General features: G+C 65.4%; 29 protein-coding genes, 1 tRNA gene and 1 pseudogene. 8 read left to right on the top strand and 23 right to left on the bottom strand.

What is annotated here, in order from left to right; genetic code table 11:
* Window positions 1-120: 120 nt before the first annotated feature.
* Genes QX204_RS27805 through QX204_RS27795 form a run of 3 tightly spaced genes read right to left on the bottom strand, consistent with a single transcriptional unit; the run spans window position 121 to window position 2,631 of the window.
* The gene (locus tag QX204_RS27805; protein ID WP_101465741.1) at window positions 121-648 is read right to left on the bottom strand and encodes a hotdog domain-containing protein; all 528 of its coding nucleotides are present in this window, start codon (window positions 646-648) and stop codon (window positions 121-123) included.
* A gap of 21 nt (window positions 649-669) precedes the next feature.
* Window positions 670-1,119 (bottom strand): universal stress protein, encoded by a 450-nt coding sequence (locus QX204_RS27800; RefSeq protein ID WP_101465742.1) that lies wholly within the window; start codon window positions 1,117-1,119, stop codon window positions 670-672.
* Between the two features lie 12 nt (window positions 1,120-1,131).
* On the bottom strand, window positions 1,132-2,631 hold the full coding sequence (locus tag QX204_RS27795) for an MFS transporter (RefSeq protein WP_170112309.1): 1,500 nt from the start codon (window positions 2,629-2,631) through the stop codon (window positions 1,132-1,134).
* Window positions 2,632-2,819: 188 nt separating this feature from the next.
* Between QX204_RS27795 and QX204_RS27790 the strand changes: the two genes are divergently transcribed.
* Window positions 2,820-3,488 (top strand): TetR/AcrR family transcriptional regulator, encoded by a 669-nt coding sequence (locus tag QX204_RS27790; protein WP_101468442.1) that lies wholly within the window; start codon window positions 2,820-2,822, stop codon window positions 3,486-3,488.
* A gap of 23 nt (window positions 3,489-3,511) precedes the next feature.
* Here the strand turns inward: QX204_RS27790 and QX204_RS27785 are convergent.
* Window positions 3,512-3,724, bottom strand: a pseudogene (locus QX204_RS27785) (Tn3 family transposase); the annotation flags it as partial.
* A 27-nt stretch (window positions 3,725-3,751) separates the two neighbouring features.
* Here QX204_RS27785 and ligD point away from each other — a divergent pair.
* A complete protein-coding gene (gene ligD, locus QX204_RS27780; protein ID WP_301903473.1) occupies window positions 3,752-4,630 on the top strand; it encodes a non-homologous end-joining DNA ligase in 879 nt (292 codons plus the stop codon).
* Between the two features lie 222 nt (window positions 4,631-4,852).
* Here ligD and QX204_RS27775 read toward each other — a convergent pair whose 3' ends face one another.
* Window positions 4,853-5,158 (bottom strand): hypothetical protein, encoded by a 306-nt coding sequence (locus tag QX204_RS27775; protein ID WP_301903472.1) that lies wholly within the window; start codon window positions 5,156-5,158, stop codon window positions 4,853-4,855.
* A gap of 229 nt (window positions 5,159-5,387) precedes the next feature.
* Window positions 5,388-6,026 (bottom strand): TetR/AcrR family transcriptional regulator, encoded by a 639-nt coding sequence (locus QX204_RS27770; RefSeq protein WP_301903471.1) that lies wholly within the window; start codon window positions 6,024-6,026, stop codon window positions 5,388-5,390.
* A 211-nt stretch (window positions 6,027-6,237) separates the two neighbouring features.
* Here QX204_RS27770 and QX204_RS27765 point away from each other — a divergent pair, with 211 nt between their 5' ends.
* Both QX204_RS27765 and QX204_RS27760 read left to right on the top strand, forming a co-directional pair.
* Window positions 6,238-7,515 carry a lipase family protein gene (locus tag QX204_RS27765; protein ID WP_301903470.1) on the top strand — a complete coding sequence of 426 codons (1,278 nt, stop codon included), beginning with the start codon at window positions 6,238-6,240 and terminating at the stop codon, window positions 7,513-7,515.
* A gap of 890 nt (window positions 7,516-8,405) precedes the next feature.
* A complete protein-coding gene (locus QX204_RS27760) occupies window positions 8,406-10,043 on the top strand; it encodes a long-chain fatty acid--CoA ligase (protein WP_301903469.1) in 1,638 nt (545 codons plus the stop codon).
* A 650-nt stretch (window positions 10,044-10,693) separates the two neighbouring features.
* Here the strand turns inward: QX204_RS27760 and QX204_RS27755 are convergent.
* Both QX204_RS27755 and QX204_RS27750 read right to left on the bottom strand, forming a co-directional pair.
* Entirely contained in the window at window positions 10,694-10,873 is a 180-nt protein-coding gene (locus QX204_RS27755; RefSeq protein WP_301903468.1) for a hypothetical protein, read from the bottom strand.
* A 79-nt stretch (window positions 10,874-10,952) separates the two neighbouring features.
* Window positions 10,953-11,411: a DUF3085 domain-containing protein gene (locus QX204_RS27750; RefSeq protein ID WP_301903467.1), complete on the bottom strand. Its 459-nt coding sequence runs from the start codon at window positions 11,409-11,411 to the stop codon at window positions 10,953-10,955.
* Window positions 11,412-11,555: 144 nt separating this feature from the next.
* Between QX204_RS27750 and QX204_RS27745 the strand changes: the two genes are divergently transcribed.
* Entirely contained in the window at window positions 11,556-12,083 is a 528-nt protein-coding gene (locus QX204_RS27745) for a hypothetical protein (RefSeq protein ID WP_301903466.1), read from the top strand.
* 171 nt (window positions 12,084-12,254) lie between these two features.
* Here QX204_RS27745 and QX204_RS27740 read toward each other — a convergent pair whose 3' ends face one another.
* From QX204_RS27740 to QX204_RS27685, 12 genes are all read right to left on the bottom strand, one after another.
* On the bottom strand, window positions 12,255-12,611 hold the full coding sequence (locus QX204_RS27740) for a hypothetical protein (RefSeq protein ID WP_245914567.1): 357 nt from the start codon (window positions 12,609-12,611) through the stop codon (window positions 12,255-12,257).
* Entirely contained in the window at window positions 12,608-12,847 is a 240-nt protein-coding gene (locus QX204_RS27735; protein WP_301903465.1) for a hypothetical protein, read from the bottom strand. The genes QX204_RS27740 and QX204_RS27735 overlap by 4 nt, the downstream gene beginning before the upstream one ends.
* Window positions 12,848-13,057: 210 nt before the next feature.
* Complete coding sequence (locus tag QX204_RS27730) at window positions 13,058-13,828, bottom strand: hypothetical protein (RefSeq protein WP_301903464.1); 771 nt, start codon at window positions 13,826-13,828, stop codon at window positions 13,058-13,060.
* A gap of 95 nt (window positions 13,829-13,923) precedes the next feature.
* Window positions 13,924-14,574, bottom strand: coding sequence for a hypothetical protein (locus QX204_RS27725; RefSeq protein WP_301903463.1), 651 nt, complete (start codon window positions 14,572-14,574; stop codon window positions 13,924-13,926).
* Window positions 14,541-14,885: a hypothetical protein gene (locus QX204_RS27720; RefSeq protein WP_062984929.1), complete on the bottom strand. Its 345-nt coding sequence runs from the start codon at window positions 14,883-14,885 to the stop codon at window positions 14,541-14,543. The genes QX204_RS27725 and QX204_RS27720 overlap by 34 nt, the downstream gene beginning before the upstream one ends.
* Window positions 14,882-15,364, bottom strand: a complete 483-nt coding sequence (locus tag QX204_RS27715) for a hypothetical protein (RefSeq protein WP_301903462.1) — start codon at window positions 15,362-15,364, stop codon at window positions 14,882-14,884. Before QX204_RS27715 ends, QX204_RS27720 begins: the two co-directional genes overlap by 4 nt.
* Window positions 15,361-15,696, bottom strand: coding sequence for a hypothetical protein (locus QX204_RS27710; RefSeq protein WP_301903461.1), 336 nt, complete (start codon window positions 15,694-15,696; stop codon window positions 15,361-15,363). Before QX204_RS27710 ends, QX204_RS27715 begins: the two co-directional genes overlap by 4 nt.
* A 50-nt stretch (window positions 15,697-15,746) precedes the next feature.
* Complete coding sequence (locus QX204_RS27705) at window positions 15,747-16,523, bottom strand: class II glutamine amidotransferase (RefSeq protein WP_301903460.1); 777 nt, start codon at window positions 16,521-16,523, stop codon at window positions 15,747-15,749.
* The gene (locus QX204_RS27700) at window positions 16,511-17,752 is read right to left on the bottom strand and encodes an amidoligase family protein (RefSeq protein ID WP_301903459.1); all 1,242 of its coding nucleotides are present in this window, start codon (window positions 17,750-17,752) and stop codon (window positions 16,511-16,513) included. Before QX204_RS27700 ends, QX204_RS27705 begins: the two co-directional genes overlap by 13 nt.
* A gap of 79 nt (window positions 17,753-17,831) precedes the next feature.
* Window positions 17,832-18,587 (bottom strand): class II glutamine amidotransferase, encoded by a 756-nt coding sequence (locus tag QX204_RS27695; protein WP_301903458.1) that lies wholly within the window; start codon window positions 18,585-18,587, stop codon window positions 17,832-17,834.
* 17 nt (window positions 18,588-18,604) lie between these two features.
* Window positions 18,605-19,828 (bottom strand): hypothetical protein, encoded by a 1,224-nt coding sequence (locus QX204_RS27690; protein ID WP_301903457.1) that lies wholly within the window; start codon window positions 19,826-19,828, stop codon window positions 18,605-18,607.
* 91 nt (window positions 19,829-19,919) lie between these two features.
* Entirely contained in the window at window positions 19,920-20,495 is a 576-nt protein-coding gene (locus QX204_RS27685; RefSeq protein WP_301903456.1) for a hypothetical protein, read from the bottom strand.
* Window positions 20,496-20,725: 230 nt separating this feature from the next.
* Here QX204_RS27685 and QX204_RS27680 point away from each other — a divergent pair, with 230 nt between their 5' ends.
* Complete coding sequence (locus QX204_RS27680) at window positions 20,726-21,250, top strand: hypothetical protein (protein ID WP_301903455.1); 525 nt, start codon at window positions 20,726-20,728, stop codon at window positions 21,248-21,250.
* On the opposite strand, the gene QX204_RS27675 is transcribed toward QX204_RS27680, so the two are convergent.
* On the bottom strand, window positions 21,235-21,810 hold the full coding sequence (locus QX204_RS27675; protein WP_301903453.1) for a hypothetical protein: 576 nt from the start codon (window positions 21,808-21,810) through the stop codon (window positions 21,235-21,237). The two genes, QX204_RS27680 and QX204_RS27675, sit on opposite strands and share 16 nt — an antisense overlap.
* Window positions 21,811-22,027: 217 nt before the next feature.
* Window positions 22,028-22,864 (bottom strand): DUF2637 domain-containing protein, encoded by an 837-nt coding sequence (locus QX204_RS27670; RefSeq protein WP_301903452.1) that lies wholly within the window; start codon window positions 22,862-22,864, stop codon window positions 22,028-22,030.
* Between the two features lie 282 nt (window positions 22,865-23,146).
* On the opposite strand from QX204_RS27670, the gene QX204_RS27665 reads away from it, so the two are divergent.
* Entirely contained in the window at window positions 23,147-23,602 is a 456-nt protein-coding gene (locus QX204_RS27665; protein WP_301903450.1) for a hypothetical protein, read from the top strand.
* 266 nt (window positions 23,603-23,868) lie between these two features.
* Window positions 23,869-23,936: transfer RNA gene (locus QX204_RS27660), tRNA-OTHER, on the top strand.
* A gap of 146 nt (window positions 23,937-24,082) precedes the next feature.
* Here QX204_RS27660 and xerC read toward each other — a convergent pair.
* Window positions 24,083-25,402 (bottom strand): site-specific integrase, encoded by a 1,320-nt coding sequence (gene xerC / locus QX204_RS27655; RefSeq protein WP_084503720.1) that lies wholly within the window; start codon window positions 25,400-25,402, stop codon window positions 24,083-24,085.
* Window positions 25,403-25,820 lie beyond the last annotated feature (418 nt).

The raw sequence follows: 25,820 nt of genomic DNA, 5'->3' as shown, positions 1-25,820 counted from the left end.
CGACCTCTGCGGTCGACGCCCGCGCTTTCCGAAGCTCAGTTATTCGGGGTTCCGGTAGAGCCTGTCCATCTGCGGGCGTTGTTTGGTCTTCGTGTGCGTGCATGGCCGCAGCCTGGGGTGCTATCTGCGTGTGGGGTTGGTGTGTCGTGGGGTCAGGAAGTGGTCGATGTCGACGATGAGGAACAGGGCGGTGGCGGTGGTGACCACCTGGGCGTGGTCGTTTTCGATGGTGGCGCGCAGGTGGAGTTTGCGGCCGTCGCGGGCGTGGATGTGGGCGCGCAGGGTGTAGGCGGTGTCGAGCAGGACCGGGGCGAGGTAGTCGATGGCGAGGTGGCGGGTGACGGCGAGTTCTTCCACGCTGTAGAGCAGAAAGCCGAACAAATCGTCGAGGACGGTGGCGACCGCGCCGCCGTGCGCGATTGCCGGGGCACCCACATGGCGAGAGTCGAAGCGGTGGTGGGCGTGGACACCGTGGGCGTCACCTCGCACGCGCAGCTGGTGACCGTGCGGGTTGGCCGGACCGCAACCGAGGCAGTGGTCGTGGTGAGGCGGCAGGTCGGCGGCTTCGGACGGGGCCACGGGGAATGCGGGGAACCAGTTCTCCGACCCGGGGGGAAGGGGTCCGGTGGTATCGGGTGTGCGGCTCATAGGTGCTTTCTGTGGGGTGTGTCACCGGGTGGTGGCGAACAGGATGTCGCAGTGGGCTTTACGAGCGAGTGCGATCGGTGGGGTGGTCAGCAGCCGGGCCAGCAGCGGTGATCGGTGCGCATCGGCGGTGACGATGAGGTCAGCGCCGGTGGCAGCGGCCAGGTGCAGCAGGGCGTGCGGGGTGGGCGCGGGCAGGATGTGGGTTTCGATGTCGGTGGCGCCGTGGTTGATCGCGTGCTGGTGGGCGGTACGCAGGATGGTGTCGGTGGGGGTGGTGCCGCGTAGCTGGTAGGCGTCGGGTCCGAGCCGGTCGAGGTCGGCCCCGAGATCATGTTCGTCGATGTCGTGACGGACGCAGATGATCAGGAGCCGGGCGTGGGTGGCGTGGGCGAGTTCGGCGGCGTGGTCGACCACGCGGTAGGAGCGGTCGGATCCGTCGGTGTCGACGATGATCGTGCGATAGGCCGTCATGACGGGCGTCTTTCATGGGATGGACGGGTGTGGGCGTGGTGTTCGGAATCGGCGGGTGGTGGGGCCGGGGGCGAGGAATGCCAGCACGATCGCCCCGATCGTGGTGAGAGCGGCCAGGGTGAGCGCGGCTTGGCCGCTGCCGTGCACGAACGCGGCCTTGGCGAACTCGGCCAGTGGCGCGGCTGCGGGTCCGGCCTGGTCGGCGACCTGCAGGGCGGCGGCCAGGGAATCGGCGACCGGGCCACGGGCGGGCTCGGGTAGGCGGGGCAGGGCGGGCGCGATGTGGTGGGAGTAGCCGGCGGCGAGCACACTGCCGGCCACGGCGATCCCGATCGCGGCGCCGATCTCGCGGGCGGCGTCGTTGACCGCGGCGGCGACCCCGTGTTTGGCCTCGGGGGTGTCGGCGACGATGGCGTAGGTCGCTGGGGCGGTGCACAATCCCAGGCCCGCGCTCATGATCAGCAGCGGCCACAGTAGATCGAGGTAGTGCGCGGCGAGGGTCAACCGGCTCACCAGCACCAGCGCGGCGGCGATGGTGAGCAGGCCGGTGACGGTCATCGCCCGCAACCCGACCTGGCCCGACAGCCACGGCGCGATCACCGAGATCACGACCAGCGGCACCACCATCGGCGCCAGCGCCAGTGCCGAGGCCAGCGGCCCGTAGCCGAGGATCAGCTGCAAATACTGCACCAGTAGCAGGAACACTCCGAAGGTGACCAGGAACTGGATGGTCACCGACAGCGATCCGGCACCGAAACCACGGCGGGCGAACAACCGCACGTCCAGCAGCGGTGCCGCCGAGCGCAGCTCGACGACCACGAACGCCACCGCCGCCGCGACACCGAGCCCGGCGGTGGCGGCGACGAGCGGGTCGGTCCAGCCGCGCGCGGGGACCTCGACCGCGGCGAACACGATCGCCGCGATCGCGACGGCCACCGCGCCCGCGCCGACCCAGTCCACCGGCGGATGCTCGCGTTGGCGGGACTCGGCGATGGTGCAGGCCAACCCCGCCAGCACTGCCCCGGCCACGGTCAACCCGACGAACACCGACAGCCACGACCACTGCTCGAGCAGTAGCCCGGCGCCGAGGATGCCCAGTACCGCCCCGGACCCGGCGACTCCGGCCCACACCCCTACCGCCCGGCCACGATGGGTAGGAGGGAAGCCCGCGGTCAGGATCGACAGTGTCGAGGGCATCACCAGCGCCGCGCCCGCCCCGGCCAGCGCGCGTGCCGCGATCAACCACGCCGGGTCGGACAGCAGCAGCGGCAACGCCGAGGCGGCGGCGAATACCGCCAGTCCCGCGACCAGTACCCCGCGACGCCCGTAACGGTCACCGATGGCTCCGGCGGGTAGCACCAGACATGCCAGCACCAGGGTGTAGCCGTCGACGATCCAGGTCAGCTGGGCTTGGGTGGCCCCGGTCGCGACCGCGATCTGCGGCAACGCCGAATACAACGCCGCCATCGCCGCGACCACCAGCGCCACCGCCAGGCACGACACCGTCAGCATCCACCACTGGGCCCTGGTCCAGCGGGCGATCTCGACCGTGTCCGTTCCGGGTGCGGTCACCGGCACCTCCCGACGTTGTAGACCAGCAGTCTCTGTGCGAGACCGTCAGTATCATAATGGTCGGGGTGTGGGATGATGTCTACACATTCGCAGGGTTGAACGACACGAATCGCAAGGAGCGCGCGGCCATGACCGACCCGGACCCCGCAGCGGCCGACCCGCTCACCACGGCCCCGGAGCAGGCCGATCCGCGGCTGGCACGCTCACGCAACCGGTTGCTCGACGCGGCCAGCCATCTGTTGTCCACCGGTGGTGTCGAAGCGGTCACAGTCGAGGCGGTCACCCGCGTGTCGAAGGTCGCGCGCGCCACCCTCTACCGGCACTTCGGTAGTACCACCCAACTGCTCGCGGCGACTTTCGAACGGCTGCTTCCGCAGGTCGACACACCGACCAGCACCGGGCCCGTGCGCGAGCGGCTCGTCGCGCTGCTCACCACCCAAGCCGACCTGATCCAACAGGCCCCGGTGCAGATGACCACCCTGTCCTGGCTGGCGATGGGTTCCATCGGCGAGGACCACCCAGACCCGGCCGCGGTCACCTCGCTGCGCGCGCGCGTCATCGAGCAGTACCGCCACCCGTTCGACCAGATCCTCACCAGCCCACAGGCCCGCGCGATGCTCGGCGAGCTCGACACCACCTTCGCCATCATCGAACTCATCGGCCCGATCGTGTTCGCCCGTCTCACCGGACTACGCACCATCGACCACGACGACTGCACCCGGCTCGTCGACAACTTCCTCACCGCCCACCGAACAAACACCCCGACACACACCCCTATCGACATCGCCACCCCGTAACCACAGATCCCGGGTCGCGCGGGTCAGAACAACGTGTCGCGCACCCGCAGCGGCCGGTACCCGGTCTGGCCCAGCTGGGCCAACTCGGCGTCGATGTCGACCTCGATCGCGCCGAAGAAGGTGATATTGGCGCTGTGGGCAGGGCTGATGTGGGTCAGGACTTCGTCATCGATACGCTGCCCGGCCCGGCGCATCTGCTCGATAGCGAGCCCGTAATGCTCCGTGGTCCAGGCGATGTTGTAGTTCAGAGAAGGGCCTATGAAATGAAATACGACGGCCTAAGGGCTATCGCCTATGTCGAGGACGGGCTACGGCTCGAGTCGCGCAACGGCAACGACATCACCGTCGCCTGGCCCGAACTCACCGGGCTGGCACCGGCCGAACCAGGTTTCGTGGTCGATGGGGAGATCGTGATCGAACGCGCGGGCCGGTCCTCGTTTCAGGCGTTGGCACCGCGGATGCATCAACGCAACCCGGCCGCGATCCGGGCGCTGGCGGTAACGACTCCGGCGACCTACATGATCTTCGATCTGCTCCACATCGGTGACCGTTCACTGATCGAGTTGCCCTACGCCCAACGCCGCGAACTCCTCGAACAGATCGGATTGGCTGGACCGCATTGGCGGATCCCGCACCTGTTACCGGGCCCTGCCGCTGACGCGCTTGCGGTATCGAAAGAGCTGGGGGCCGAGGGCGTCATCTGTAAGCGGCGCGACAGCTGGTATCTGCCCGGGCAACGCAGCCCGGCCTGGATCAAGATCAAGAACGTCAGCCATCAAGAGGTCGTGGTGATCGGGTGGAAGAGCGGGGCGGGTCGACGCGCGGGACAGATCGGGTCACTGCTGGTCGCGGTGCCCGATGACCGGGGCAGCCTCGAATACGCCGGTAGCGTCGGCACCGGGTTCACCGCCGCGATGCTCACCGATCTACGCGAACGCCTGGCACCGCTGCAACAGCCAGACCCGCCGATCCCCGGCATCGGGCGCACCCCGGATCGAGTGGTCTGGGTCCGCCCGGCACTGATCGGGGAGGTGGCGTTCACCGAATGGACCGGCGACGGCCGGTTACGGCATCCCAGCTGGCGAGGACTGCGACTGGACAAGGATCTCGACGAGATCGAGACCCCGGTCGATCGCCCATGACGGGGTCGCTGCGACATCCACATCTCGGCTAGGCGATGACAAGCCCGTCACCCGGCGGCAATTCCTGTCGGGCACGGCTACGTCTAGGACGGGTGACGGCGACGGCCTGGTCGTCTTTGGCACGAGTGCGGTAGTCATCCGCGGTGAAGTCGGCGGGTGGCGCATCGGTGGTCGGATGGGCGGTTAACGGACCGGCGCAGCAGCCAGTGACGATGCCGACGGTCAGTAGGGCTCGTTGCTCCGGAAGTCGAGCGGTGGGGGAGGGCTCTCTGCGACTTCGAGCATGTGGCGCATCCGCTTCAGCACGGCTGCCGATGATTCGCCGGGAGTGAATCCGACGTGCGGCATCGCGAGGATGTCGAGCACGGTACGCACTTCCCGAAGGCTAGGCGGGTTGGTCGATTCGGCGGCCAAGGCACGGTGCAGGTTTTCGGCGGTGATGTCGGTATCGGGCTCGATCTGACCGATCACCAATGCCACGATCGCTGCCTGCTCAGCGGGGATCGGATCGCCATCTTCGTGGACCACGGTGATCAGCGTAGTCGGATACACGGTTCGTCCGATATGGCCGCTGCGGTGGTTCGACGAAGTCGACAGCCTCCAGATCAGGTCGACTTGGCTGCGGAGGTGACAGGCTTCCGTGAAGATGGGATCTGGGACCTCACCGAACTCGACCGGGCCTAAATGACGATCTGCCCATAGGTCGTCCGCACATCGGCATGAGCGGACATTCGCTCATCGCCGTTCAGCGTCGACGCTAGCCAGGCGCTGGCCGCGCTGCAGCGATGCCCTGGAGGATCAGGTCGAGCGTGGTGTGGAATGCCGAGGTCTGGATGCTCGCAAGGTGCGCACCGGTAGCAGCGACATTGGGATACCGAAGCGCATCAGCTGAGCGGTAAATCGTGCGCCACGTTGCCGTTTCGGCTTCGACTTGCGCAGGCTCAAGCGCCGCCCATGATGCGGCCATCAACGAATGGCTGATCACGGTGTCGGACAGGGCGTGGTAGTAGCGCACCGCGTCCGCATCGTCGAACCCGGCGCCGCGCAAGATGCCGAGAATCGTCTCGACCGCTTCGATCTCGTGAACCCCACCGGTGACTCGAAAGAGAGTAAGGATTGCGGCCTCCGGGTGGGCGAGACTCGTCTGGTAGAAGCTGTCGGCGAGCTGTCGCAAGTCGGCGAGCCAGTCCCCACTGGGTTCGAAGTTTTCGAACCCCCGTCCAGTGAGCGTGTCCGTAATCGCCAGCAGCAAATCGTGCTTGTTTCGGAAGTACCGGTAGACCGCAGTGGCATCGGCACCGAGCGCCGCACCCAGCCGCCGCATCGACAGCGCCTCGGCACCGTGCAGCTCTACCAGTCGCAAACACGTCTCGACGATCAGTTCCTCGGACAACACCTGGCCGCCTCGGGTCGGCCGTCGCCGTTGCCGCTGTGCCCTCACCCTGCTGTCCGACATTTCCACGCCCTTCTGACGGATTGTCCCACTCAAGTAACGGCTATCTCACGGCCTTATGTCAACACCATTGATCTAGTGTGCGCTGCCCGGTTCTATGACAGCTGTATCTCGATGAACTTGCCTCGAGCCGACAGAGTGGAAGGACCAGCTCATGGGAACTACGACCGTCAGTTATCGACAGAGGGGAAGGCTCGGTGCCACCCGAGCAGTCGTCGCGTTGGTCGCCACCGGAATGCTGATCAGCGCGTGCAGTGGCGAAGACACCCAGAGTTCGACGCCCGTATCGGCTACAACCCAGATGGGCACTGCCGTCGCGGAGGCCAAGGCAGCGGAAGCTGCTGCTGCGCTCCCACTCGACGACATCTACTTCACCAAGCCCACAGACGGGCCCGCAGGATCATTGATCAAAGCCGAATCCTTCGACGGTTGGACGCTGGGCACCGGACAGACCGGAACCCGGATCGTGTACAACTCTCGCTCCGCACAGGGCAAGCCGAATGTCGCGTCGGCAGCCGTCATCACGCCCGCAGGCACTCCCCCGCCGAACGGCTGGCCGGTGATCGCCTGGGCCCACGGCACCACAGGTGTCGCCCGTCAGTGCGCACCGAGTCTGTCCAAGGACTTCGCCGCCTACGGCCCCTACCTCACCCAGATCGCCGAGCAGGGCTATGCCATCGTCGCGACCGACTATTCCGGACTGGGAGCGGGTGAAGACCACGAATACGTCACCACCAAGGCCAACGCGAACGACGTCAGTTTCTCGGTCGCGGCAGCTCGCGAGGCCGTCCCGCAGTTGAGCAAACAGTGGATCGCGGCCGGACATTCACAAGGCGGCCAAGCCGCTTGGGGTGTTGGCAAACAGCAGTCCGAGACACCGATCGGAGGCTTCCTCGGCACAGTCGCGCTGGCGCCCGGGCTCCCCCTCGACCAACTCCTCGCCGCCGGGTTCGACACCCCGGGTGCCGGCCTGTACGTACCCTTCTTGGTGAACTCGATAACGTCGCAGTACCCCAGCATCAGCCCCGCCGACCTCCTCACAGAGGAAGGAAACCGTGTCTATGCCGCCGCGACGAAAGACGGGTGCTTCGCCTTCTCGGCAGCGGTGACCGACAACGCGGCCCCTGCTGCGCTCATGCAGGCGGATTGGGCGGATCATCCTGAGGTCCGCACTTTCATCGAACGCAATGGATACACAGATCGCCGACTCGCAGGACCGGCGTTCGTGGCAGCGGGTACCGAAGACCAGACAATCCATCCCGAAGATGTCGAACGCACGGCGAGGACGCAGTGCGACCACGCGACTCCAGTTCTCTACCGGAGCTTCCCTGGCGGCCATGACGAGATGCTCGCGAGCTCGGCGCCGGAAGTCTTGCATTGGGTGCAAGACCGTTTCGCGGGAGTTCAGCCGGCACCGTCCACGTGCCGATAGGACACCCGTGCAGCAACCCCGCACAGCGCGGTAGCCCGAAGTACTGGAGGTGTTTCACCGCCTGCAGGTCGGGTGAAAGCGCTGGCCGCCTATCGAACCAATAAGAGCGGCTAGTTGGAACGGGTCAACTCCGCATCGGACAGTGACACCGATGCAGCACCAGAACTCGGAACGCTGTCGCCTGCGCCTGCCGGGCATCCCCGCTCGCGCGGGGAGTCGAAGACATGTTCCGCGGCCGCTCTTCGGTCAGCGCTCCTGACCGCTGGGAGCCGATCGTGAAGTACAGATCAGATGCTGAGCCAGGTTCGCACAGGATCAGCCCTAGCCGCCGAGATGCGGTGCAAGGCACAGGAAACCGAACAGAACAGGTAGAAGGAGGAGCCGGTCCGGTGCGTCAGCCAGATGACGCACCGGACCGATACGCAGCGCTTGACACGGGTGATCGCCGTGAATAGCGAGGGTGTACCCCGCCGGACACAAGTACTGCTCATCAGATGTCGGGTGACAGCCGTGTGGATGTCTTCGACGACCCTGACGATGTCGACACCGCGATGATTGGTCTGCATGTCGAGGGCGTCAGAGCAGGCCGGGATCGATTTGCTCGACCCGAGTGCCTACGCCCACCGGTCGACACCACACCGGCCTGGCACATGAGGTACCGCCACAGCAGACAACTGCAATCGCTCGAGGCCCACCGGGTCGACTCGCCGACGTTCTATACCAACATCGCCCACCGCGAAGAAGGCGTCGAGGCGTTGCTCGGCAGGAGGCGACGACAGTTCACCAGTCGAACCAACCATCAATTGCCGCGGGTATTCGGCTGACTAACCGCACCACACCGCACCGAGGACGACGAGATGCGATCAATAGCTAGAGGAGACACCGTACCGATGTTGAGCACCATGCAGGACGAGCAGCTTTCGCTCGCGACGCTACTGAAGTACGCGTCGACATTCCAAGGCGACAGCACAGTGTCGACTTGGACCGGTAGCGGCGTGCGGACCATGACCTACCGCGAAATGGGTTCTGAGGCAGCAAGGCTGGCGAACGCGCTGCGCGGGTTCGGAATCGGAATCGGCGACCGGGTCGCGACTTTCATGTGGAACAACAACGAGCACATGGTCACTTACATTGCCGTACCAGCGATGGGCGCGGTGCTCCACGCGCTCAATATCCGGTTGTTTCCTGAGCAGTTGGTGTACGTGGCCAATCATGCACAAGATCAGGTCGTCATCGTTGACGGCTCGCTGGTGCCGATGTTCGCCCAGTACCTGCCGAACCTGAAGACGGTTCGCCACGTCATCGTCGCCAACGGCGACGCCGAGGCATTGCAGGCACCCGCAGGCGTGCACGTGCACTCCTACACCGAACTGCTCGCTACCCAGCCCGACACCTTCGACTATCCGCTGATCGATGAGCGGTCGGCCGCCGCAATGTGTTACACCTCCGGCACTACTGGCGACCCGAAGGGTGTGGTGTATTCGCACCGCTCCAACTGGCTGCACGCGATGCAGGTCACCTCCCCGATGGGTATGGGCTGCACTGAGTCAGACAACATGCTGGCGATCGTGCCCCTGTTCCACGCGAATGCCTGGGGTCTGCCCTACGCCGCGCTGATGGCGGGCGCGAACCTGCTCATGCCCGACCGCTTCTTGCAGCCAGTACCGCTGCTGGAGATGATGGCAGACCAGAAGCCGACCTTCGCTGCGGCCGTGCCAACCATCTGGGGCGGGGTCCTCACCGGACTGGCTGCCAGGCCACAGGACATCTCGCACCTGCGCGCCGCGGTGGTGGGCGGGTCGGCGGTACCGCCGTCGATGATGCGCGCCTTCCAGAAACAGCACGGCTTGCGAATAGTGCAGGCTTGGGGCATGACCGAAACCTCACCGCTGGGCAGCGTCGCGCACCCGCCTGCGGGTGTCACCGGTGAGCAGGAGTGGGAATTTCGCTATACACAAGGCCGTTTCCCCGCCGGTGTGCAGGCGCGGCTGGTCAGTGACGACGGCAACGTCGTGCCCAACGACGGTGATTCGCTAGGCGAGCTGGAAGTTCGCGGACCATGGATCACCGCCTCTTACTATTCCCCCGACGGCGCCGCGATCGACTCCGACAAGTTCGACGACGGCTGGCTACGCACCGGCGACATCGGCAAGATCAGCCCCAACGGCTACCTCACCCTGGTCGACCGCTCCAAAGACGTCATCAAGTCCGGCGGCGAGTGGATCTCCTCGGTGGACCTGGAGAACACCATCATGGGCCACCCCGCCGTCGCCGAGGCCGCAGTCATCGGAGTGCCGGACGAGAAGTGGGACGAGCGGCCACTGGTCGCCGTCGTGCTGACCGAGACCGGCGCCGCCGAGGCTGCCGAGCTGCGCGACTTCCTGGCCGACAAAGTCGCCAAATGGCAACTGCCTGAACGCTGGACCTTCATCACCGAGGTGCCCAAGACCAGCGTCGGCAAGTTCGACAAGAAGCGACTGCGCGCCCAGTACGCCGACGGCGACCTGACCGTCACCTCGCTGCCCTGACACAGATCTCCAACCAGCCCCGACATCCTCAGGAGCCGACCTCAGCTCCCGAGGATACGCTTTCTGGCCGGCGTTGGACGTCCCGATGCTGACTCGACTGGGACCACCGCAGCCCCATATCGAACGAACCGTATACCCGACCACGCTGATTACCGTGGTCCCCGATGATGGCGATCCGATCCCCGCTGAGCAGGCTGCGATCGTGGCGTTGGTGATCGATCGGATCGAGCCCGATACCGCCGAAAACGTGCATCGTGGCAGGCCTCGATACGACAGCTGCCTTGGTCACGATCTGCTCAGGAGTCGGCGGAGGGTCGAGCTGTTTCCCGATTCGCACCCGGGCCGACGGCTTAGCAGGGGCGCCGGTCGGCAGATGTAGTGCTTCGTCCCCGCAATGCCGTCCCCGCTCGACCAGGTTGGTCTGGAGAAGCTAGCCGAACTGGGGTCTGCCCTGAACGCCGAGAGGGCCCAGAGCTCCCACCTGCGATCGCGTTGGCAAGTCTGGTGGTCATGTAGCTCGTGGACTCGGCGTGGTCGATCAGGTCATCGGACAGGAACTGGCGATCTGGGTTTCGGACCAGTCGTCGAGTTCGGTGCCGCGGCGGGTAGCGAGCGGGTTCGGGAAGGCGACCGGTCGCCGCGAGCCGGGTTCAGTCGTCGGCGGTCACCATCAACGCTGTCGATGCTGGCCACGGGTATGTGCCCGGGGTGTCGTCGACGGCTTCGACGAGTACCCGTTCCGGATCGCTCTGATAGTCGACTTCGAGCACCTTGAACACCGTTGCCCCATTGGGGTGTAATCGCACCCGCGCACCAACCTCGAACCTCATGGGTACAAGCTAACCGGATCGGCGGGGGAGCAAATCCGCGACATACTCCTCGGTCCGTTTCGGTGACTCGACATGACGGCTACTTGTTGAACGGTGAGGCGGCCGAGCTGAAACTGATGTAGTAGGTACCGCCGGGAAACACGTTCAGGAGCAGGAATCCCCCGTGAGCGGCATGGTGGCGGATCAGCTCGATGAAGGTGACGCCGTCTTGCTCGTCGGTGAGGGAGATGTATTCGACGAAGTCGTCGCCGCCGACTGCGGTGTCGGTGAAGTTGAAGTAGCTGTCGTAGCCGAGCGCGTACACCACCTGTGAGGAGCCCTCGGGTTTGGCGGGGTCGGCCAGTAGCCGTGGTACTCCGTTCGAGAGTAGGTAGGTGCCCTGGTCTTTGGCCCATGCCAAAGCGGGTGGGATCGGGTTGGGTTTGTTGTCGTCCCAGGTGGGCCAGGAATGTTCGGTCGCGGCCATCGCGTGTTCGGCGATCGTGCTGACCTGGCTGAGTGGGAATCGCAGCTCGAATTCGCCTGTGTGCATGTCCATGGTCGTCCTTTCTGTCGGTGGATGATTGAAGTGCGTAGTGGCGGGTTGGGGTACGCCCGCCGGAGCCGCCATTGCGGCGGCGAACTCTGTTGGTGCCCCACGGCATGCTGGAGTTCGACGGATCGGCAGCAAGGGGGAAGTTCGATGGGCGGCAATGCTGGTAGCGGGGACAGCGCGGACCATCTCGACAAGCACTACGTCCATCGGGACTGCGTGAGGCCAGGTCAGTCGCAAACCTCGCCGATCTGGAACGCCTACCTCAAACTCCTCGTCGACCCGTTCGTCGACGAGGACATCGATTTTCGGTATTGCGATGAGGACGAACTCCACGAACTGATCTGGCAGCGGTGGGCCGACGCCGGCGTCGACAACGACGTCAGCATCGACCACGAGCTGGATCTCTCGGAGGGAACCTCGGCCGCGAAAGGCTGTCGGATCGACTTCGTCGCCACCTACGACGAGGGGCATCGGGTCGGTATCGAGATCAAAGGCGCGGGATGGTGGGCTTTGGATGTGGTGCAGGACCAGCTCGTCCGATACGCCGAGACCGGGCAGATCGACTCGCTGTTGCTGCTGACCGCCGATCCTGAGATGACCGAGATCGACTGGCCCAGTGATCTCACGGTGCCGTTGTTCATCGTCCTGATCACAGGGCGGCGGTCCCGGTTGTAGAAGGGGCGAGTATTGCCTGCTGGGCCGGGACCTTGGTGTTCGGAAATCGGGCCGCGGTGCCATCGAGATCACGACAGAGGGCTACCTCGGATCAGCGAACTCGCTGAGACGCTTCTTGTTTGACGCCGCGGCTGGTCATCGAGTGCCCGGCGCCCTGCGTGCGGGGTCCGATCAGCGTCGCGAAGAAGTCGACGGGTTCTGTGGAGACAGCGCGTGCTCGGGGCACCACTGTTCGACTGGGAGACGCCCCTGACCGTTCCCGGTGGGCACGGTGAAAGCCACGAGCCCCAGCCATGTCCCGTCCGCGACCCTGGCCCAAGCTCGGAGGAGGCCAGGTGTGGTATCTGTCAGGCGTAGGCCGCCTTTGCGGATGCCGAGGCGGACCTTGTTGACACCGAAGTGCGCCGGTCGGGTCACGATCGCGGTTCCGAGTTCGACGGTGACCGGCAGCGGGGGCTCGACGATCCGCCACATCGGCGCTGTCGGGTCGTGCGGCCAGGTCTCGAACAACGACGACGAGCTGTTCACCGTGGGGCCTGTCGGTAGCTCTGGCAACCCATCGGCGATGGCGGTTTCAAGGGCCGGTTCGCCGCATTGAGCCCGTCGACGCGGAACTGTCGTTGCATGTGCGCGTCGATGCGGGCGAGGACGTCATTGATCTGGTCGGCGGACGCGACCGCACCGAACGTTGTCACGTCGCGGCGTTGCCGACCGACCGTGGCCAGGGTGGCTGCGGTCCATTCCGGTGGCGGCGTCGGGGTCATGTTCGGCACGTTACTCGTATTCGAACAAACTTTCGATAATGAGGTTCAGGGTCGAAGGTGTTGTGGTTGTCCACAGAGTTATCCACAACATGTGGATGCAGGTGAGCGTGGCTCACCATCTGTCGGTCGGATCGCCGACGGATCCAGTTGGTGATCGGGTCAGTGGCGTGGGCCGGCGTGGATGTGGAGGTATGCGCAGTCGATCACCTCCTACAGCGACGCGTCGCGAAGTCCGTGCTGGTCGGCGAGCTCCATCGCTGTGACGGCGATCGCGATGACATCCCAGGGCCGTATCGCCGGTGATCGCCCGTCTGATGGGTCCGGGTGCAGCCGCAACCGTTCGAGGGTGTCGAGTTGTCCGGTGCTGAGGATGTCGTCGGGGTCGCCGTAGGTGTCATAGAGGTCGGTCGCGATCGAGATCAATCGTGCTGTGGTGACCGGGCCGATCGCCGCCGCGACCTCTGCGTTGTCCGCCATCGCGGTGGCGATGTCGGCCAGGGCTTGGGCCTGGTTCCATCCGTCGAGGAAGGTTCGCATGATTTCGGCAGCGCCGCCACCGACCGCCATCCCCGCGATCGCCTCGCGCACAAAGGAGTTCAGTGCGGGGGCTGCTGGCTCACCGCGGGCGTGGGCGTCCTGACCGACCTGGGCCCAGTCGATCGGCGCGGCCCGCGGAATCAGGTCCGGGGCGGGATGGTCTGTGCAGGTGCACTTGAAGACGCCACACCGGCCGGGTCGCCCGGTGGATTGCTCGGCGGTGTGGCCGCACGAGCACAGAGGCGAGGGCGAGTGTTCGTGGTCGACCGGGTCGAACTGGTGGACGTTGTTGTTCTGATCGACCCACTGCCGGGGCGGGGTAACCCCGACTGCTTTGTCGGCTTGCAATGGCGCGATCGGTGCCCGGCATGTTGCGCACCGTTGATCGTAGGAACGGTGTGCTGGCGAGGCCCGCTGGTCACGAGCGCGGTGTTCGTCGGTCACGGCTTTCTCCATCCATTCGGTCACCAACACGGCGCGACCGCACCGGTCACGGCCAAGCCGTACGGTGACGGGCGCAACGCCAGACCGGTCGGGAATCAGGAATTGATGTCAGGGTGTTCGTCGACGACCAGGGTGTTCCACAGCCTTCGAGCCGCGACGATCTTGGCGAGCATGTCCATCCACTCGGTGTTGGCGCCGTCGGGTGCGGGATCGCGGACCTTACGCAGCCGCAGCAACGGCACCCCGCGAAGCGCGATGCCGGTGGCGGCGGGCCCGGATTCGTCGGCGGGCACGGTGAAAATGCGGTAGTCCTCGAGCTTGATCCAGGCCTCGTACCAGCCTTCGGCGGGTTTGCCCTCACGGCCCGGCGTGGCATCGTTGTCTTCGACAGAGGCCCAGAATCGGCAGCGACACAGCGGGTCACCGCACCGGTTGAGCGGGCTGCCGCCGGAGGGGTTGTAGCGGTCGACGTGCCCGGCCAGCATCACGCACGCACGCCGACTGTATAAAGCACATTCAGGATGCAAGCCGGGCTCTACGGCCACGCCGCGCACGTAGTCCGAAGGGCGGATCATCAGCACCAGGGTCGCGTCGAGCGGTTCGCCGCAGACCTGGCACCGCTTGTTGTCCAGCACCTCACCGAGGCGCTGCGCGTCGATCCGACCCCATATCGGACGGGTCCGATCCCGGTGGGCCAGAGTGATATACGGGACTACCAGTCCCGCCGAGACCGGAGAATGCGCCAAGCGCGCGGGGATCGGAACACGCTCGGCCGCAGCCGAGCGTGAGGCGGGGCAGCGGGGATTGTTGGGCAAGTGGTCCTCGAATCTGTCGATCCGGCATGCGGTTCGGTGTCGTCGGCGGGAGCGGGGTGGGCGACCAGGACCACCGTGGTGGCCCGATCGGGCGTGAACGGGGCTTCGACGCGGACGTGGATCAGCGTGACCAGCGACGCGGCGGTCGGTGTGCCGCTGTTCCAGGGCAGGTGCCGGTCTTCGTCGAGGGCGGGCATCTGGGCGCGCATCCACGCGGTGAGTTCACCGATGTGGGTGATCACGATGTCCAGCGTTTGCCGGTGTGGGGGTCGTGGTCATAGACCGGCACGACAGTGGGTGCGCCGAGCGCGCGCTCGGTGACCGAGTTCGACAGAACTGCTTCCTCGCCGTTGGCGGCCCACCACCCTGGTGCGATCACCCACCGGCCATCCCCGTCACGGTGGGCGGGGACCAGCCGCCAGCTGATGCCGGTCTTGGCGATCCCGAACGGGTCTGGACCCCATTGGGTTTCGTGGGTGCCGTCGTCGGTGATGGTGTCGAGCGCGGTGGCGTGTTCGATGCGCACCAACGCCATCACCGTCAGATGATCGGGGCCGGGTTCGACGTCGGGAAACACCGCAACCCGTGTGCCTGCGGCGGGCGTGGTGGCGAATGCTGCGTGCCAGCCGATGACCAACACTTCCCGTGCGAGCTGGGGGATGGGGTGCAGGCGTGCGGTCCAGCGGGAGGGCTCTGCCGCGCCGAGGGCAGTGGTGCTCACAACAGCCCCCGCTCGCCGTCGGTGGTGGGGCGTAGTTGCTGCACGGATTCGATGAACCGCAACGGCACGATCACTGCTTCGCGGGAGTCGGTACTCAGGCTGGCGTGGCGGTTGTGGACGTTGTCCACGCTCAACCGCGGCATCAGGTGTCCACCGCGGGTGCGGAGCGTGACCGGGCGGTTGTGGTGGCGTGCCTCGTGCAGTGCGGCTACCACCAGCGTCGACTCGCGCGAACCGGTGGCGGGATCGGCGGCCGACCCTGCTCCGCGCAATTGGGTGAGGGCGGCGCGCAGCCGATACCGCAGGGGAGGAATGGTCAGGGGATGTGTCATCGAGGGTTTCCTTCCCGCAGAGCTCCACACGGAGCGATAGATGTTGGGGGTCAAGCGGTTTCGAGTTCGATGTCGATGAAGTCGGCGTAGCGCTCGGACTCGTCGGGGCAGGCGCACGTGCAGCGCGGGTAGGTCCGCTGGCACTGCACGCAGTAACCGCAATAGAGGCAGTGCGGGCCGTCCGGGTCGTCGATCTCGGCGCCGCAGTTGTCGCAGAAGCCGTCGTCGAACCCGTAGTCAAAGACCACGCCCTGGGGGAAGCGGCCCAGGTCGTAGGAGTGGTTGGAATACCAGGACCCGTCTCGCCAGTGCCCGGCCTGTTCGTTGAAGATGTAGGCGGGGTGTTTGTAGGCGGGATCGACAGTGAGGATCACGGCCTTGTCGGTCCCGAGCCAGCGTTCGAACCGTGTGCGTCCGGTCCAGGAATCCAGCGACCCGAACGGCAACCGGGGCAGGAAGTCCTCGGCCGCGATCCGGGTATCGGAGCGATCGTCACCCGGGAGCGGGTGGACATGCTCGGGCAGGATCCCGTTGTGGGCCAGCACGCTGCGCTTGTCTCCGCCGATAGCGAAGGGGTGACAGTTCGCGGTGGTGTGTTTGCCGTGGGTGGCGTAGCGGGAGTGAAACAACGCGGGCCCGTCCGGGAACAGCATTCGGGTTTGGGCGAATTCGGTGATCGTGGTCTTTGGATTCAGCCCGTGGCCGACGACGAGCCGGTTCCCGGCGTGGACCGCCCAGCCGTGCCCGTGCGGATTGGCCAGAGCCCCGGCAGCGAGGGCGTCGTAGTCAGCGACGATGCCGGGTTTGATGAAGGTCAGGATGCACATGCGAGGTCCTCGTGGTATTCGGTGGACACACCCGATCCGGTCGCGGTCAGCTCCGCGGTGAGCGCGGCGTACTCCGGTCGTGTGGCGACCCACGCGGTGAACGTGGCCCAGTCCCAGCCCTGGTTTCGGGCGACGTCGTAGGCGCGCAGGGTGCGGGTGTACTCCACGGAGGCGTGGGCGAAACCGAGGGCCGCCTGGACCTGCTGGCGCTGCAGTGAGCTGGCGAAGATCCGCAGCTCGAAGGTGTGCGGAGGGCGGGTGTTGATGGCGTGATAGCGGCCCCATCCACGGCCACCATGCGCGAGTTCCTTGGCTTTGGCGCGGATGTCGGGATGAAAGCCCGCCCATTGCGAATCGTGTCGGCGCGCGAGCATGGTGACCTCGTCCTCGTTCCGGTAAACGAGTTTGAGCCAGCGGTAGATGTGGGCAGGGGAGTCGAACCCGGCCCGGGACAGATGGACGTGGATTCCGACCTCGTCGTCGGTGTAGCAGCCCAGCAACCGCAACCGCGACAGCACCGACCACGGAAACTCGGTGATCGCGTAGTCGAAACTCATCGGGTGGGTGACCAGCTCGAATCCGCAGCTGATCGAGCCGTCGTGCTTGAGGTAGGCCAAACGCCCGAGCTGGTCGTTCGCGGTCTCGACCGAGTCGTCGAAACCGTGCGCCGTGGTGCGGAGTTCGAGCTCGAGGCCCAGGAACAGCGGGCCGCTGCCGTGGAAGATGGGGCGCGGGGTGTACTCGGAGTCGTGGACCAGTGCATGGTCGGGTCGGTAGCAGTCCTCGCAATAGTCCTCGCGGCCGCGGATGAGGGTCTCGCACCGGTCGCACTCGCGGTAGTCCTGGCGGCAGTCCGCGCAGACGTCGCGTTCGTCGTTGATCGAGACGGGTTCGGCAACAGCGAAGTTGCAGTCGTCGCAGGTGGAGTACTCCAGCGCGCAGGACTCGCACACATCACCACCGGAGATGACCGCGATGTTGTAGCGGGTGTAGCGGTCGCAGTCGTCGCAGACACTGAAAGCCGATCGGCAACCGGCACACCGGTAGTCGTCATTTGTGGTCAACGCGGTGTCCTGGGCGGGCAGGTCGCAGCCCGCGCACAGCTCGAGATCGGCGACGCAACCCGAGCAGAGCCGGTCGTCCTCAGCGGTCTCGACCAACTCCGAGAGCGGGTGTGGAGCGGAACAGGCCTCGCATTCGGCGAGGTCGACCATGACAGCGGTGGGCATCGAATTCCTTCCCTGAAAACGACGAAAGCCCGCACCGACGGGTGCAGGCAGAGGTGAAACCAGCTGTGGGGCAGGTGTGTTAGGTGCTCGGTGTGGTCGGCGGGCGCGCCGCGGGCAAAGCGAGCGGCCGGTTGAGGGCGCGGTGGCGGGTGCTGCGGGCGCGGGGTTGGCGGCATTCGCAGTGCGGGAACCGGTTCTCGCAGGCGAAGCACCACCCGCACTTGGTGCAGTAGCGACTCACCCGGTAGAGGTCGATGTCGTCACAGTTCTCGCAGACATACCGCTTGGGGTAGCGCTGGCTCAATGGCAGGTAGCTGGTGTTGGAGTACCAGATTCCGTTGTCCCACTGGCCTTTCGGCTCTCCGAACAGATACACCTGCTGATCGAAGGCCGGGTCGACGGTGAAGATCAGCATCTTCGACGACCCCAACCAAGACTCCAGCCCCCGGAACCCGCGGTAGGTGTCGATCGACCCGAACGGCTCAGACGGCAGGTAGTCCTCGGCCGCGATGCGCGTATCCGATCGCCAGTCATACGGGCCGGGGTGGACGCGTTTGGGCAGGACTCCGTTGTGCGCGAGAACCGTTCGCTTGTCTCCAGCGAGGCGGAAAGGGTGGCAGTTGTCTACGGTCCGGATGCCATGGGTGGCATAGCGGGAATGAAACAGCGCCGGACCTCTCGGGTGCTGGGATCGGACACGGGCGAACAAGTCGATCACCTCATCGGCGTTCATGCCGTGGCCGGTCACGATCGTCGGCCCGGCGATGACCGCGAACCCGTGCCCGTGCGGGTTGGACTCGGCACCATGGCGCAACGCGGTTGGGTCGGGGGCCACGGAGGCCGGGATGAAAGTTAAGAGGCACACAGCACGACCTCCTGTTCGTCAGCAAGGTTGGTCAAGTCGGCGAGTTCGGCGACCAAGGGCGCGTATTCGAGCCGGCGGGTCAGCCAGTCGGTGAACCGGTCCCAGTTCCACCCGCCGGCGTGGATCTGGGGGATGGTGAGGTCGGCGGTGTAGCGGATCGAGGCCTCGGTGAACGCCAATGCCGCCTGCACCGCGCGGGTTTCGAGAGAGCTGGCGAAAACCCGCAGTTCGAGGGTGTCGCGGGGGTGGGGGTTGATCGCCTGATACCGCGGCAACCCGACCGCGTTGCGGCAGCCTTTCGCGAGGTATTTCGCCCGAGCGCGGGTGTTGGGTTCAAAGGGGGCGTAGCGGCTGACGCGTCGGGCCAACATCGAGACCTGGTCCTGGTTGCGATAGACCAATTTCATCCACCGGTAGATGTGGGCGGGCCCGGTGAACCCGGTCCGGGAAGCGTGGACATGGAGACCGACACTGTCGTCGGTTTCGCACCCCATCCGGGCGAGCTTGTCGAGGAGCTGCCAGGGGAACTCGGTCAGGGCGTATTGGTAGGTCATCGGGTGGCACACGATCTCGAAACCCGAGGGCCGGATCGAGGAATCACGCTTCAAATACCCGAGCGAACCGAGCGCGTCGGTCGCGGTAGCGATCGCGTCGTCGAAGCGATCGTCGGGCACGATGACTTCCAGTTCCAGCCCGAGGAACAGCGGCCCGGTGCCGTGGAAGATCGGATCGGGACGGTAGGAGTAGTTCCACAGCGCGTGCGGATCAGCGCAACGATCGCAGCCGCGGCGCCCGGCGATCAGCGTGCCGCAGTCCCGGCACGACCGCTGCAACTGTGCGCAGGCGGGGCAGGCGCGTTGGTTGCCGACGACGTAGCGGCTGTGCAGGGTGTACCGCTCGCATTGGAAGCACTGGTCGTAGAGCTGGTGTGCGCAGATCCCGCACACGAACCCACCGGTGTCGACGGGCAACCGGGTGAACGTGGCTTCCGAGCAGGACGCGCACGGGTGCAACCTGGACACGCAGATCGAACACAGCTGTCCTGCTTCGGCGGTGTCGGTGAGGGCGATCGAGCGGGTACCGCAGCGGTAGCACTGCGCGCAGGTCAGCACGCAGCGTTGGCAGACGCGTCCGCCGTCGACGTCGACGTGGATGTCGGGCTCACGGGATCGACAGATCCCACACGGGTCGAGCAGATCGAGATCGGGCACAGCAAACAACCCCTTCCGGAAAACGACGAACGCCGCACCCGAAACCCGGGATGCGGCGCGAAAATTCAGGACGAAAAGGCGGAGGCGCAGGTCAGGCGGCTCGCGCGGACGCAAAGCGGCAGTCGGCCGGTTCGCCGAGGTGGCGGCCCTCGCAGGCGACAAGCGTCAGCACCCGCGAGGGCTTCGCGAGCTTGCGACGGGCGATGGCTTCGAAGTCATCGATCCCGCTGGTATTGATGGCTTCGTAGTGCCCGTCCAGGTCCTCGATCGGCCCGCCTAGGTCGGGCAGTCCTGCTTGGCGCCACATCCGCAAGTACAGGCCGAACGCGGTGGTGTTCAACGGTGTCACGAGGCTGACTCGCATCAGCAACAGCACGACCTCAACCGAGGTTCCGGGCTTGGTCGAGAATCCGGTCGCGACTCGCTCGATGAGCTCCCGGGCGTGGGCTCGGTAGACGAACTCGGTGGCCATTCGTTCGTGAGTCGCGGTCAACAACGAAAAGCTGTGGTGCAACACGTCAGCCACGTCGGGATGTCGTTGTTGTGCTCGACTGATCTCGTCTTCGGCCCAGTCTTGCTGCGTGAGAGTCGTTGTGAGGGTCCTGATGAACTCTGGTCCGGCAATCTCGCGGAGTGCCAGCTCGATCCTGTTGAGTGCATCGGTCATTGGTGTCCGTTCTGTGCAATCGGTGCCACGGGTGAACGCTCATGTGGGGGTGCGGCGCGAAGACCGCTGGGTCCGACCCGCCGCAACGTGCGACATTCAGCGGATCACCGTTTCGACTGAGAGATGGTGTGGCAGATGTGGTTCCCTTCACAGCACTGGCAAGCCCCGCTGGCGGAGGCGTAGTCTGAAAGTGGAAGAGCCGCTGGTCGGGCCATTCTCAGGAGATTGAGATGCCTACTGGCAAACAACGACGGTCCAAGCGCGATCCCGAATTGAGTCGGCGTTTGGACGAGGTCCATAACGTGATGAAGGTTCGGCGTGACGAAGCCGAACGTCGCGAGGCCGCCATGATGGACGCGGTCCAGGTCTACCTGCGCGCTGCTGGATCGATCCGCCGGTGCACCGGGGTACATGATCAGCGCGTTAGTGAGCTACGCAAACGGATCGAACAGCTGGAAAGCGAGCACGAGGCAGAAGTTGCTCGATGGCTCGGTCAGCAAGCAGGCGCTGTGGCGGCGATACGCGACTTGGGGGAGTCCGATGACAGCATCGGTGAACTGCTCGAATTGACCAACAAACAAGTGCGACAACTGATGGCCTCGGCCCGAGCCTCCGACAGGGCAGCGAACAATCCTGAGCTGCGTGATCGCGGTCGACTCCCCGGATTGGCCCAGGAACCTGGACGGCCAGAGGCTCAGAGGGAACCGCAGGTCATGCCAAACGCTGAGGATTCGGACGGTCAGAGTTTGGCGTAGCCGCCGGTGTTCCAGACATGCCAACGGAATTGGCTTGGTGCGAGGGCGACCCGGTAGGGGATGCCGGGTTCTGTTGGGTAGGGCCAGTAGGCGACACCGCATCGGTGGCAGTAGTAGGCGTGGCTCCAGACACCGCGCGCGCGGTTGTGCCCGGCATCGACCTTGCCGTTGCGGCGGGCACGCTTGAACGCGACGGTCAAGATCGCTACAACCGGGATAGACAGCACGATTGGAAACAGATAGAGGCCCAGCAGCGAGGCCATCATCCGGATCGGATTGGATGGCAACGGATCCATGGTCAACCCGATACTGCAGAAGCCGAACATGATCAGGACGAAGAACATCAGGACCGTGCCTAGGGCGGACAGCGGGCCCGCCGATGGCAGAACTGGTCGCCACGCCAAGCTTCTGGCTAGGGCGGAGCTGTGGCTGAACTCGTGGGTAGAGGTACCGATGATGGGGACAATTCCTCCCGGGGCGACGCCGAACCCGGCATGCATGCCGGTGCTGTAGCCGCTGTGCGTTCCCTCCGACATGGCGGCGGGCACGCTCTGGACCAAGTCGATACTTTGGCATTGCGGGCAGCTGATATCGAAGTTCACTGGTCCCCCAAGGACGTGGGTTTCGCTGGAGTTAGTACACGAGAAGTGGTGCCAGGCAACGAACCGTGCATCGATCCAACACCGGATGGCCTCAAACTGTCGATGTGTCCTGGCCCACATCGGCATAGTTTCGGGCGGGGTGTGCGCATGTTGAAACATTGTCTGGCCCAACCCGTCATAGGTGTTCTCCGTGCGCACGATCGCTGTCAGGGTGCGCACGCACAGTCGGCGGCCCAACCTCGGCGTGTGCACGGTCGGTGGCTGCGTGCGCACGCAACCGCTCGGCGTCGCGCAGGATACGGCTGACCGCCGAGCGGCTACATTCGAGCTCGCGAGAGATACGACTGGCATTCCACTCGTCGACATAGCGGTGTGTGAGAACTGTGGTGACAGTGCCGCGATCGCGCCGCCCGCCGGGATCTTGTTCGCAGATCAATGCTGCCAACACGTCGAGGTCGGGGCGTTTGTCCGCAGGTTGTTCGGCGGCGGCGTCCTCGATGGGCTCGGTGGCGGCTGGCTGTGGAGCCGGTAGTGTGACGGCGCTGCGAGATTCGGGTAGTTCGGGTGTGGGCTGTGGTGCTGGGGCTGGAGTTACCGACTCGGTGTCGGTGTCAGGCTGCTGAGTGTGAGCCAACGTCAACAGGGCCAGAGAACTTTGCGTCATGCTCCCCTCCACTATGAGCGGCCAAAGCCATGCTTCGGCGGCGGGCACACCTGCGGTGATCGCCAAAGCGCGCAGCGCGGTGAACGACAGCCAGAACGCGCCACCGGCGATGACCACGGTCAGCGCGGTCGCAGCGCGTCGCGCAGTAGGGGAGGCGGTGTGCGCACGGGTGAGCAGGGCGACGCCGTGCACCGCGGCCAGCAAGGCCAGGGGCGGGATGACAGCGACGGTGGCCGCGACTGCTGGCAAGACGGTCGTATGGAGGACGGCTTGGGTTGCGTTGCCGACCACGCTGACTCCGGCGGCGATGCAGAGCTCGGTCCAGAAGAAGACGTGCGCACGGTCCATGCGCACGTCTTCGCTCGTAGTCGGCTGAGTTCGGGTAGATCGTGGTGATGCAGGCTGCATGGCTGGTCCCATCGTTCGGGGTGTTGATGGTCAGGACATTGCGGCGATCGGATGTGCCACGCGGTGGCTGACGGGACGGGTCAACACGGCGCGCGGCATCCAGCCACAATGCAACCGCTGAATGGTTGCCAACCGATTTGTGGTTGCATACCGTTGTGTGGTTGCCCCGGTTGCCCGTGATCTCTGGGTCGGTTCTGCCTCTACCGTCAAGGAGTGTTCTCGATGACCGATAGCAATACCGCCGCCGTCGCCGACCAGCTGGCAGGTGCCCTGGACAACTACATCGTCGGAGCGCTCGAAGCGATCGGAGCTCTCGACCTCGCCGCTATGACGCGAGAACGCATCGCCGAGATCGCCCCCACCCTGGCGGCGTCGCTGTGTAGCGACGATGATGAGGTCGCCGCGCAGACCGTGATCGACCTCGCTGGCGTCGCCTGGCCTGAAGAGCCTGAGCCGGTGTGGTGGCGAACACCGGTCGGGCGCATGGTGGGCCGCTCGGTCGGCAGGGACGACACCGAGTCGGTGTCGTACTCGGTGGCCGCGGCGATGCTGGGAGTCGCCACCGGCACAGTGAAATCGATGATGGCGCGTGAGCGCACTGACCTGGATCGCCACCCCGACGGCGGCTTGACCCGAGCGTCGGTGCTGGCGCGTATCGCCCGCCTCGACCGGCCGTGACCAGCTTCCGATTCAGGCCGCGCGGGCGCTCGGCGTTTCCCGAAACTTGGTGCGGGCGAGGCTTGCTGAGCTCGGCGGAATCAGGCATCCCAATGCGTCACGTGATGCTCGGCGTCGGGAGTGGGACCGCAAGGCGCTCCCCACTATGTCACCACTAATTCAGCTGGGCGGCCCGTTGCTGACCGTTGTCCATCGTTGTCGAAAGTTGTCGTAGCCAGTGCGTTTCACCAGGTAAGAGCGCAAATCAGTTGTCCGATTTGTTGTTTGGAGTTGTCTATGGTAGCCCGTCTCGCCTGTACCGAGAAGGTCAGGGGTTCGATTCCCCTTAGCTCCACATATGCGCAGTTCAGGCCATGTTTTTGGTCTGATTTGCGGGCTATGTGGTCACCAGTAAGTCCCCACTAATTCAAGTGGCGAGTGTCCGGCGGGGTTCGAGTTGGGCAGCGTATTTCGAACGGATTCGCGAGCGGTCTGAATCCGTTATCCGGTCACCGCTCGGTTGAGGACATCGGCGGCGGCCTTGTGTGGGCGTCCACGTGCCATGTAGTGGCGTTGGGTCATGGCAGGGTCGACGTGGCCGAGGACATCGGCAGTGACACGGGCCGACAGGCCGGCGTCGTCGAGGATGGTGGCCACGGCGTGGCGGAAACTGTGTGGGGTGATGTCCTCGGCGAATCCGAGGGCTTCACGGACTCGCTGCCAGCCGTGTCCGACGTTTTGCGGGTCACGCAATGTCCCCACGGCTGAGGGGAATACCAGGTCCAGCACTTCGATTCCGGGGTCCGGCGGAGAAGCCGGTCGGCGGTTCGCCACCGCGGCTTTGCGGCGTTTGAGCATTTCCACCGCGAACTCGGGTACTGCGATGGTGCCGGTCCGGTTCTTCGGGTCGTCTTTCCTGGTGACCCGGACCAGTCCTTTGCCTGCGACGCGGACGAGTTTTCCGGTGGGGCGCAGGGTCGCGGCGTCGAGGTCGATGTCGGTCCACAGCAAGGCGAGCATCTGGGAGCGGCGCAGGCCGGTGGCGGCGTAGAGGGTGATGACGTCGGCGAGGTCGGCGCTCTCGCAGTACGCAGCGACGGTCGGTGGGGTGTAGGCCTTGACGGGTGTGCCGCGTTCTCGTTCGGCTTTGGCGAGCTGTCGCGGGCACGGGATCTGGGAGGTCCGGACGGCGGAGAGGATGAACCGCAGTTCGTCGGTGGTGAGGTCGCCGGCCCCGCCGGTGCGGCCTTTGGCTTCGATATTTTTCGGCATCTGGACCTCGCGGACCGGGTTGACTTCGAGGGGGCTGGTGCGGACGGCGTAGCGGAACATCCCGGAGAGCACGATGCGCCCGGTGCGCATGTTCGAAGGGCCCCTGGCCTTTCCGACTTCGGTGAGGAAGGTTTCGATGGCTGAGGTGGTGACTTCGAACAGGCGCCGGTCACCGAAGGCGGTGTTGAACATTTTGGCGACTTCGTCGTAGCGGGCGATGGTGTTTGTGGTGCGGTCTTGTGCGATGAGGCTCGCGCGGTAGCGGACCCAGAGGTCGCGCACGGTCATGGATGTGGACAGTTCCCCGCCGAGGCCGACGGTGATGACGGCTGCGGCTGCCATGACGGCGTCGAGGGCTCGTTGGCCGGTGCGGTCGGGGATCGGGCGGTGGCGGGAGTCGAGTTTGGTCGGGGAGACACGCATGAGCTCTCGGCGTTTTCCGGAGGAGTCGCGGACCCGGACGCGGGCTTTCCAGTGCCCGGGAGCGAGTTCGGTGAGCATCGGTTTGCCGGGGACCCCGAGGGGCCGGGGTGGTCTACCGCGGGTCATGGGTACACCGATTGAGTCGGTTGTTGTGGGTGGCGGCTGTCTTGGTGTGGTGTGGCAACGAAATCCCTTTCCGTTCGGTGAGTTGGGGAGTCGGCGTCGTCTGCGGGTGGAGTTCGGGGTTCGACCTCGCGCAGTGCGCGTCGAGCACGCGGCGTCGGTCCACGTGACCTGTGTCTGGGGAGGCGACTTTTCTGAATGCGCAGCTCTAGCGGCTGCTGCGACCATTACGGTGGCGGCGGCGGTCGACCGTGTGGAGGATTGCTATGTCGCGCGAGAGGCGCCATGACCGTCTACCTGGCCCTGAACTAGCGCACCGGGCCCTGATTCGGCGTCGTCGAGTAAGTCCATCTCGGCGACGGCGACTGCCAGACTTGTCACCCCGCCTACGAACTGTTCGGTGTGCGCGTCGACGGCCACC

Origin of the sequence: Nocardia sp. PE-7 (assembly GCF_030486425.1) — a bacterium.
Classification (GTDB): domain Bacteria; phylum Actinomycetota; class Actinomycetes; order Mycobacteriales; family Mycobacteriaceae; genus Nocardia; species Nocardia salmonicida_A.
Note: the sequence above shows the minus strand (reverse complement) of the source record. Positions and strands in the feature narration are given on the sequence as shown.

Excerpts from the sequence above, each read along its gene's own strand:
- QX204_RS27805 (WP_101465741.1), bottom strand. The coding sequence starts at position 648 with ATGAGCCGCACACCCGATACCACCGGACCCCTTCCCCCCGGGTCGGAG.
- QX204_RS27800 (WP_101465742.1), bottom strand. The coding sequence starts at position 1,119 with ATGACGGCCTATCGCACGATCATCGTCGACACCGACGGATCCGACCGC.
- QX204_RS27795 (WP_170112309.1), bottom strand. The coding sequence starts at position 2,631 with ATGCTGACGGTGTCGTGCCTGGCGGTGGCGCTGGTGGTCGCGGCGATG.
- QX204_RS27790 (WP_101468442.1), top strand. The coding sequence starts at position 2,820 with ATGACCGACCCGGACCCCGCAGCGGCCGACCCGCTCACCACGGCCCCG.
- ligD (WP_301903473.1), top strand. The coding sequence starts at position 3,752 with ATGAAATACGACGGCCTAAGGGCTATCGCCTATGTCGAGGACGGGCTA.
- QX204_RS27765 (WP_301903470.1), top strand. The coding sequence starts at position 6,238 with ATGGGAACTACGACCGTCAGTTATCGACAGAGGGGAAGGCTCGGTGCC.
- QX204_RS27760 (WP_301903469.1), top strand. The coding sequence starts at position 8,406 with ATGTTGAGCACCATGCAGGACGAGCAGCTTTCGCTCGCGACGCTACTG.
- QX204_RS27755 (WP_301903468.1), bottom strand. The coding sequence starts at position 10,873 with ATGAGGTTCGAGGTTGGTGCGCGGGTGCGATTACACCCCAATGGGGCA.
- QX204_RS27750 (WP_301903467.1), bottom strand. The coding sequence starts at position 11,411 with ATGGACATGCACACAGGCGAATTCGAGCTGCGATTCCCACTCAGCCAG.
- QX204_RS27745 (WP_301903466.1), top strand. The coding sequence starts at position 11,556 with ATGGGCGGCAATGCTGGTAGCGGGGACAGCGCGGACCATCTCGACAAG.
- QX204_RS27735 (WP_301903465.1), bottom strand. The coding sequence starts at position 12,847 with ATGACCCCGACGCCGCCACCGGAATGGACCGCAGCCACCCTGGCCACG.
- QX204_RS27710 (WP_301903461.1), bottom strand. The coding sequence starts at position 15,696 with ATGACACATCCCCTGACCATTCCTCCCCTGCGGTATCGGCTGCGCGCC.
- QX204_RS27705 (WP_301903460.1), bottom strand. The coding sequence starts at position 16,523 with ATGTGCATCCTGACCTTCATCAAACCCGGCATCGTCGCTGACTACGAC.
- QX204_RS27700 (WP_301903459.1), bottom strand. The coding sequence starts at position 17,752 with ATGCCCACCGCTGTCATGGTCGACCTCGCCGAATGCGAGGCCTGTTCC.
- QX204_RS27685 (WP_301903456.1), bottom strand. The coding sequence starts at position 20,495 with ATGACCGATGCACTCAACAGGATCGAGCTGGCACTCCGCGAGATTGCC.
- QX204_RS27680 (WP_301903455.1), top strand. The coding sequence starts at position 20,726 with ATGCCTACTGGCAAACAACGACGGTCCAAGCGCGATCCCGAATTGAGT.
- QX204_RS27670 (WP_301903452.1), bottom strand. The coding sequence starts at position 22,864 with ATGGACCGTGCGCACGTCTTCTTCTGGACCGAGCTCTGCATCGCCGCC.
- QX204_RS27665 (WP_301903450.1), top strand. The coding sequence starts at position 23,147 with ATGACCGATAGCAATACCGCCGCCGTCGCCGACCAGCTGGCAGGTGCC.
- xerC (WP_084503720.1), bottom strand. The coding sequence starts at position 25,402 with ATGACCCGCGGTAGACCACCCCGGCCCCTCGGGGTCCCCGGCAAACCG.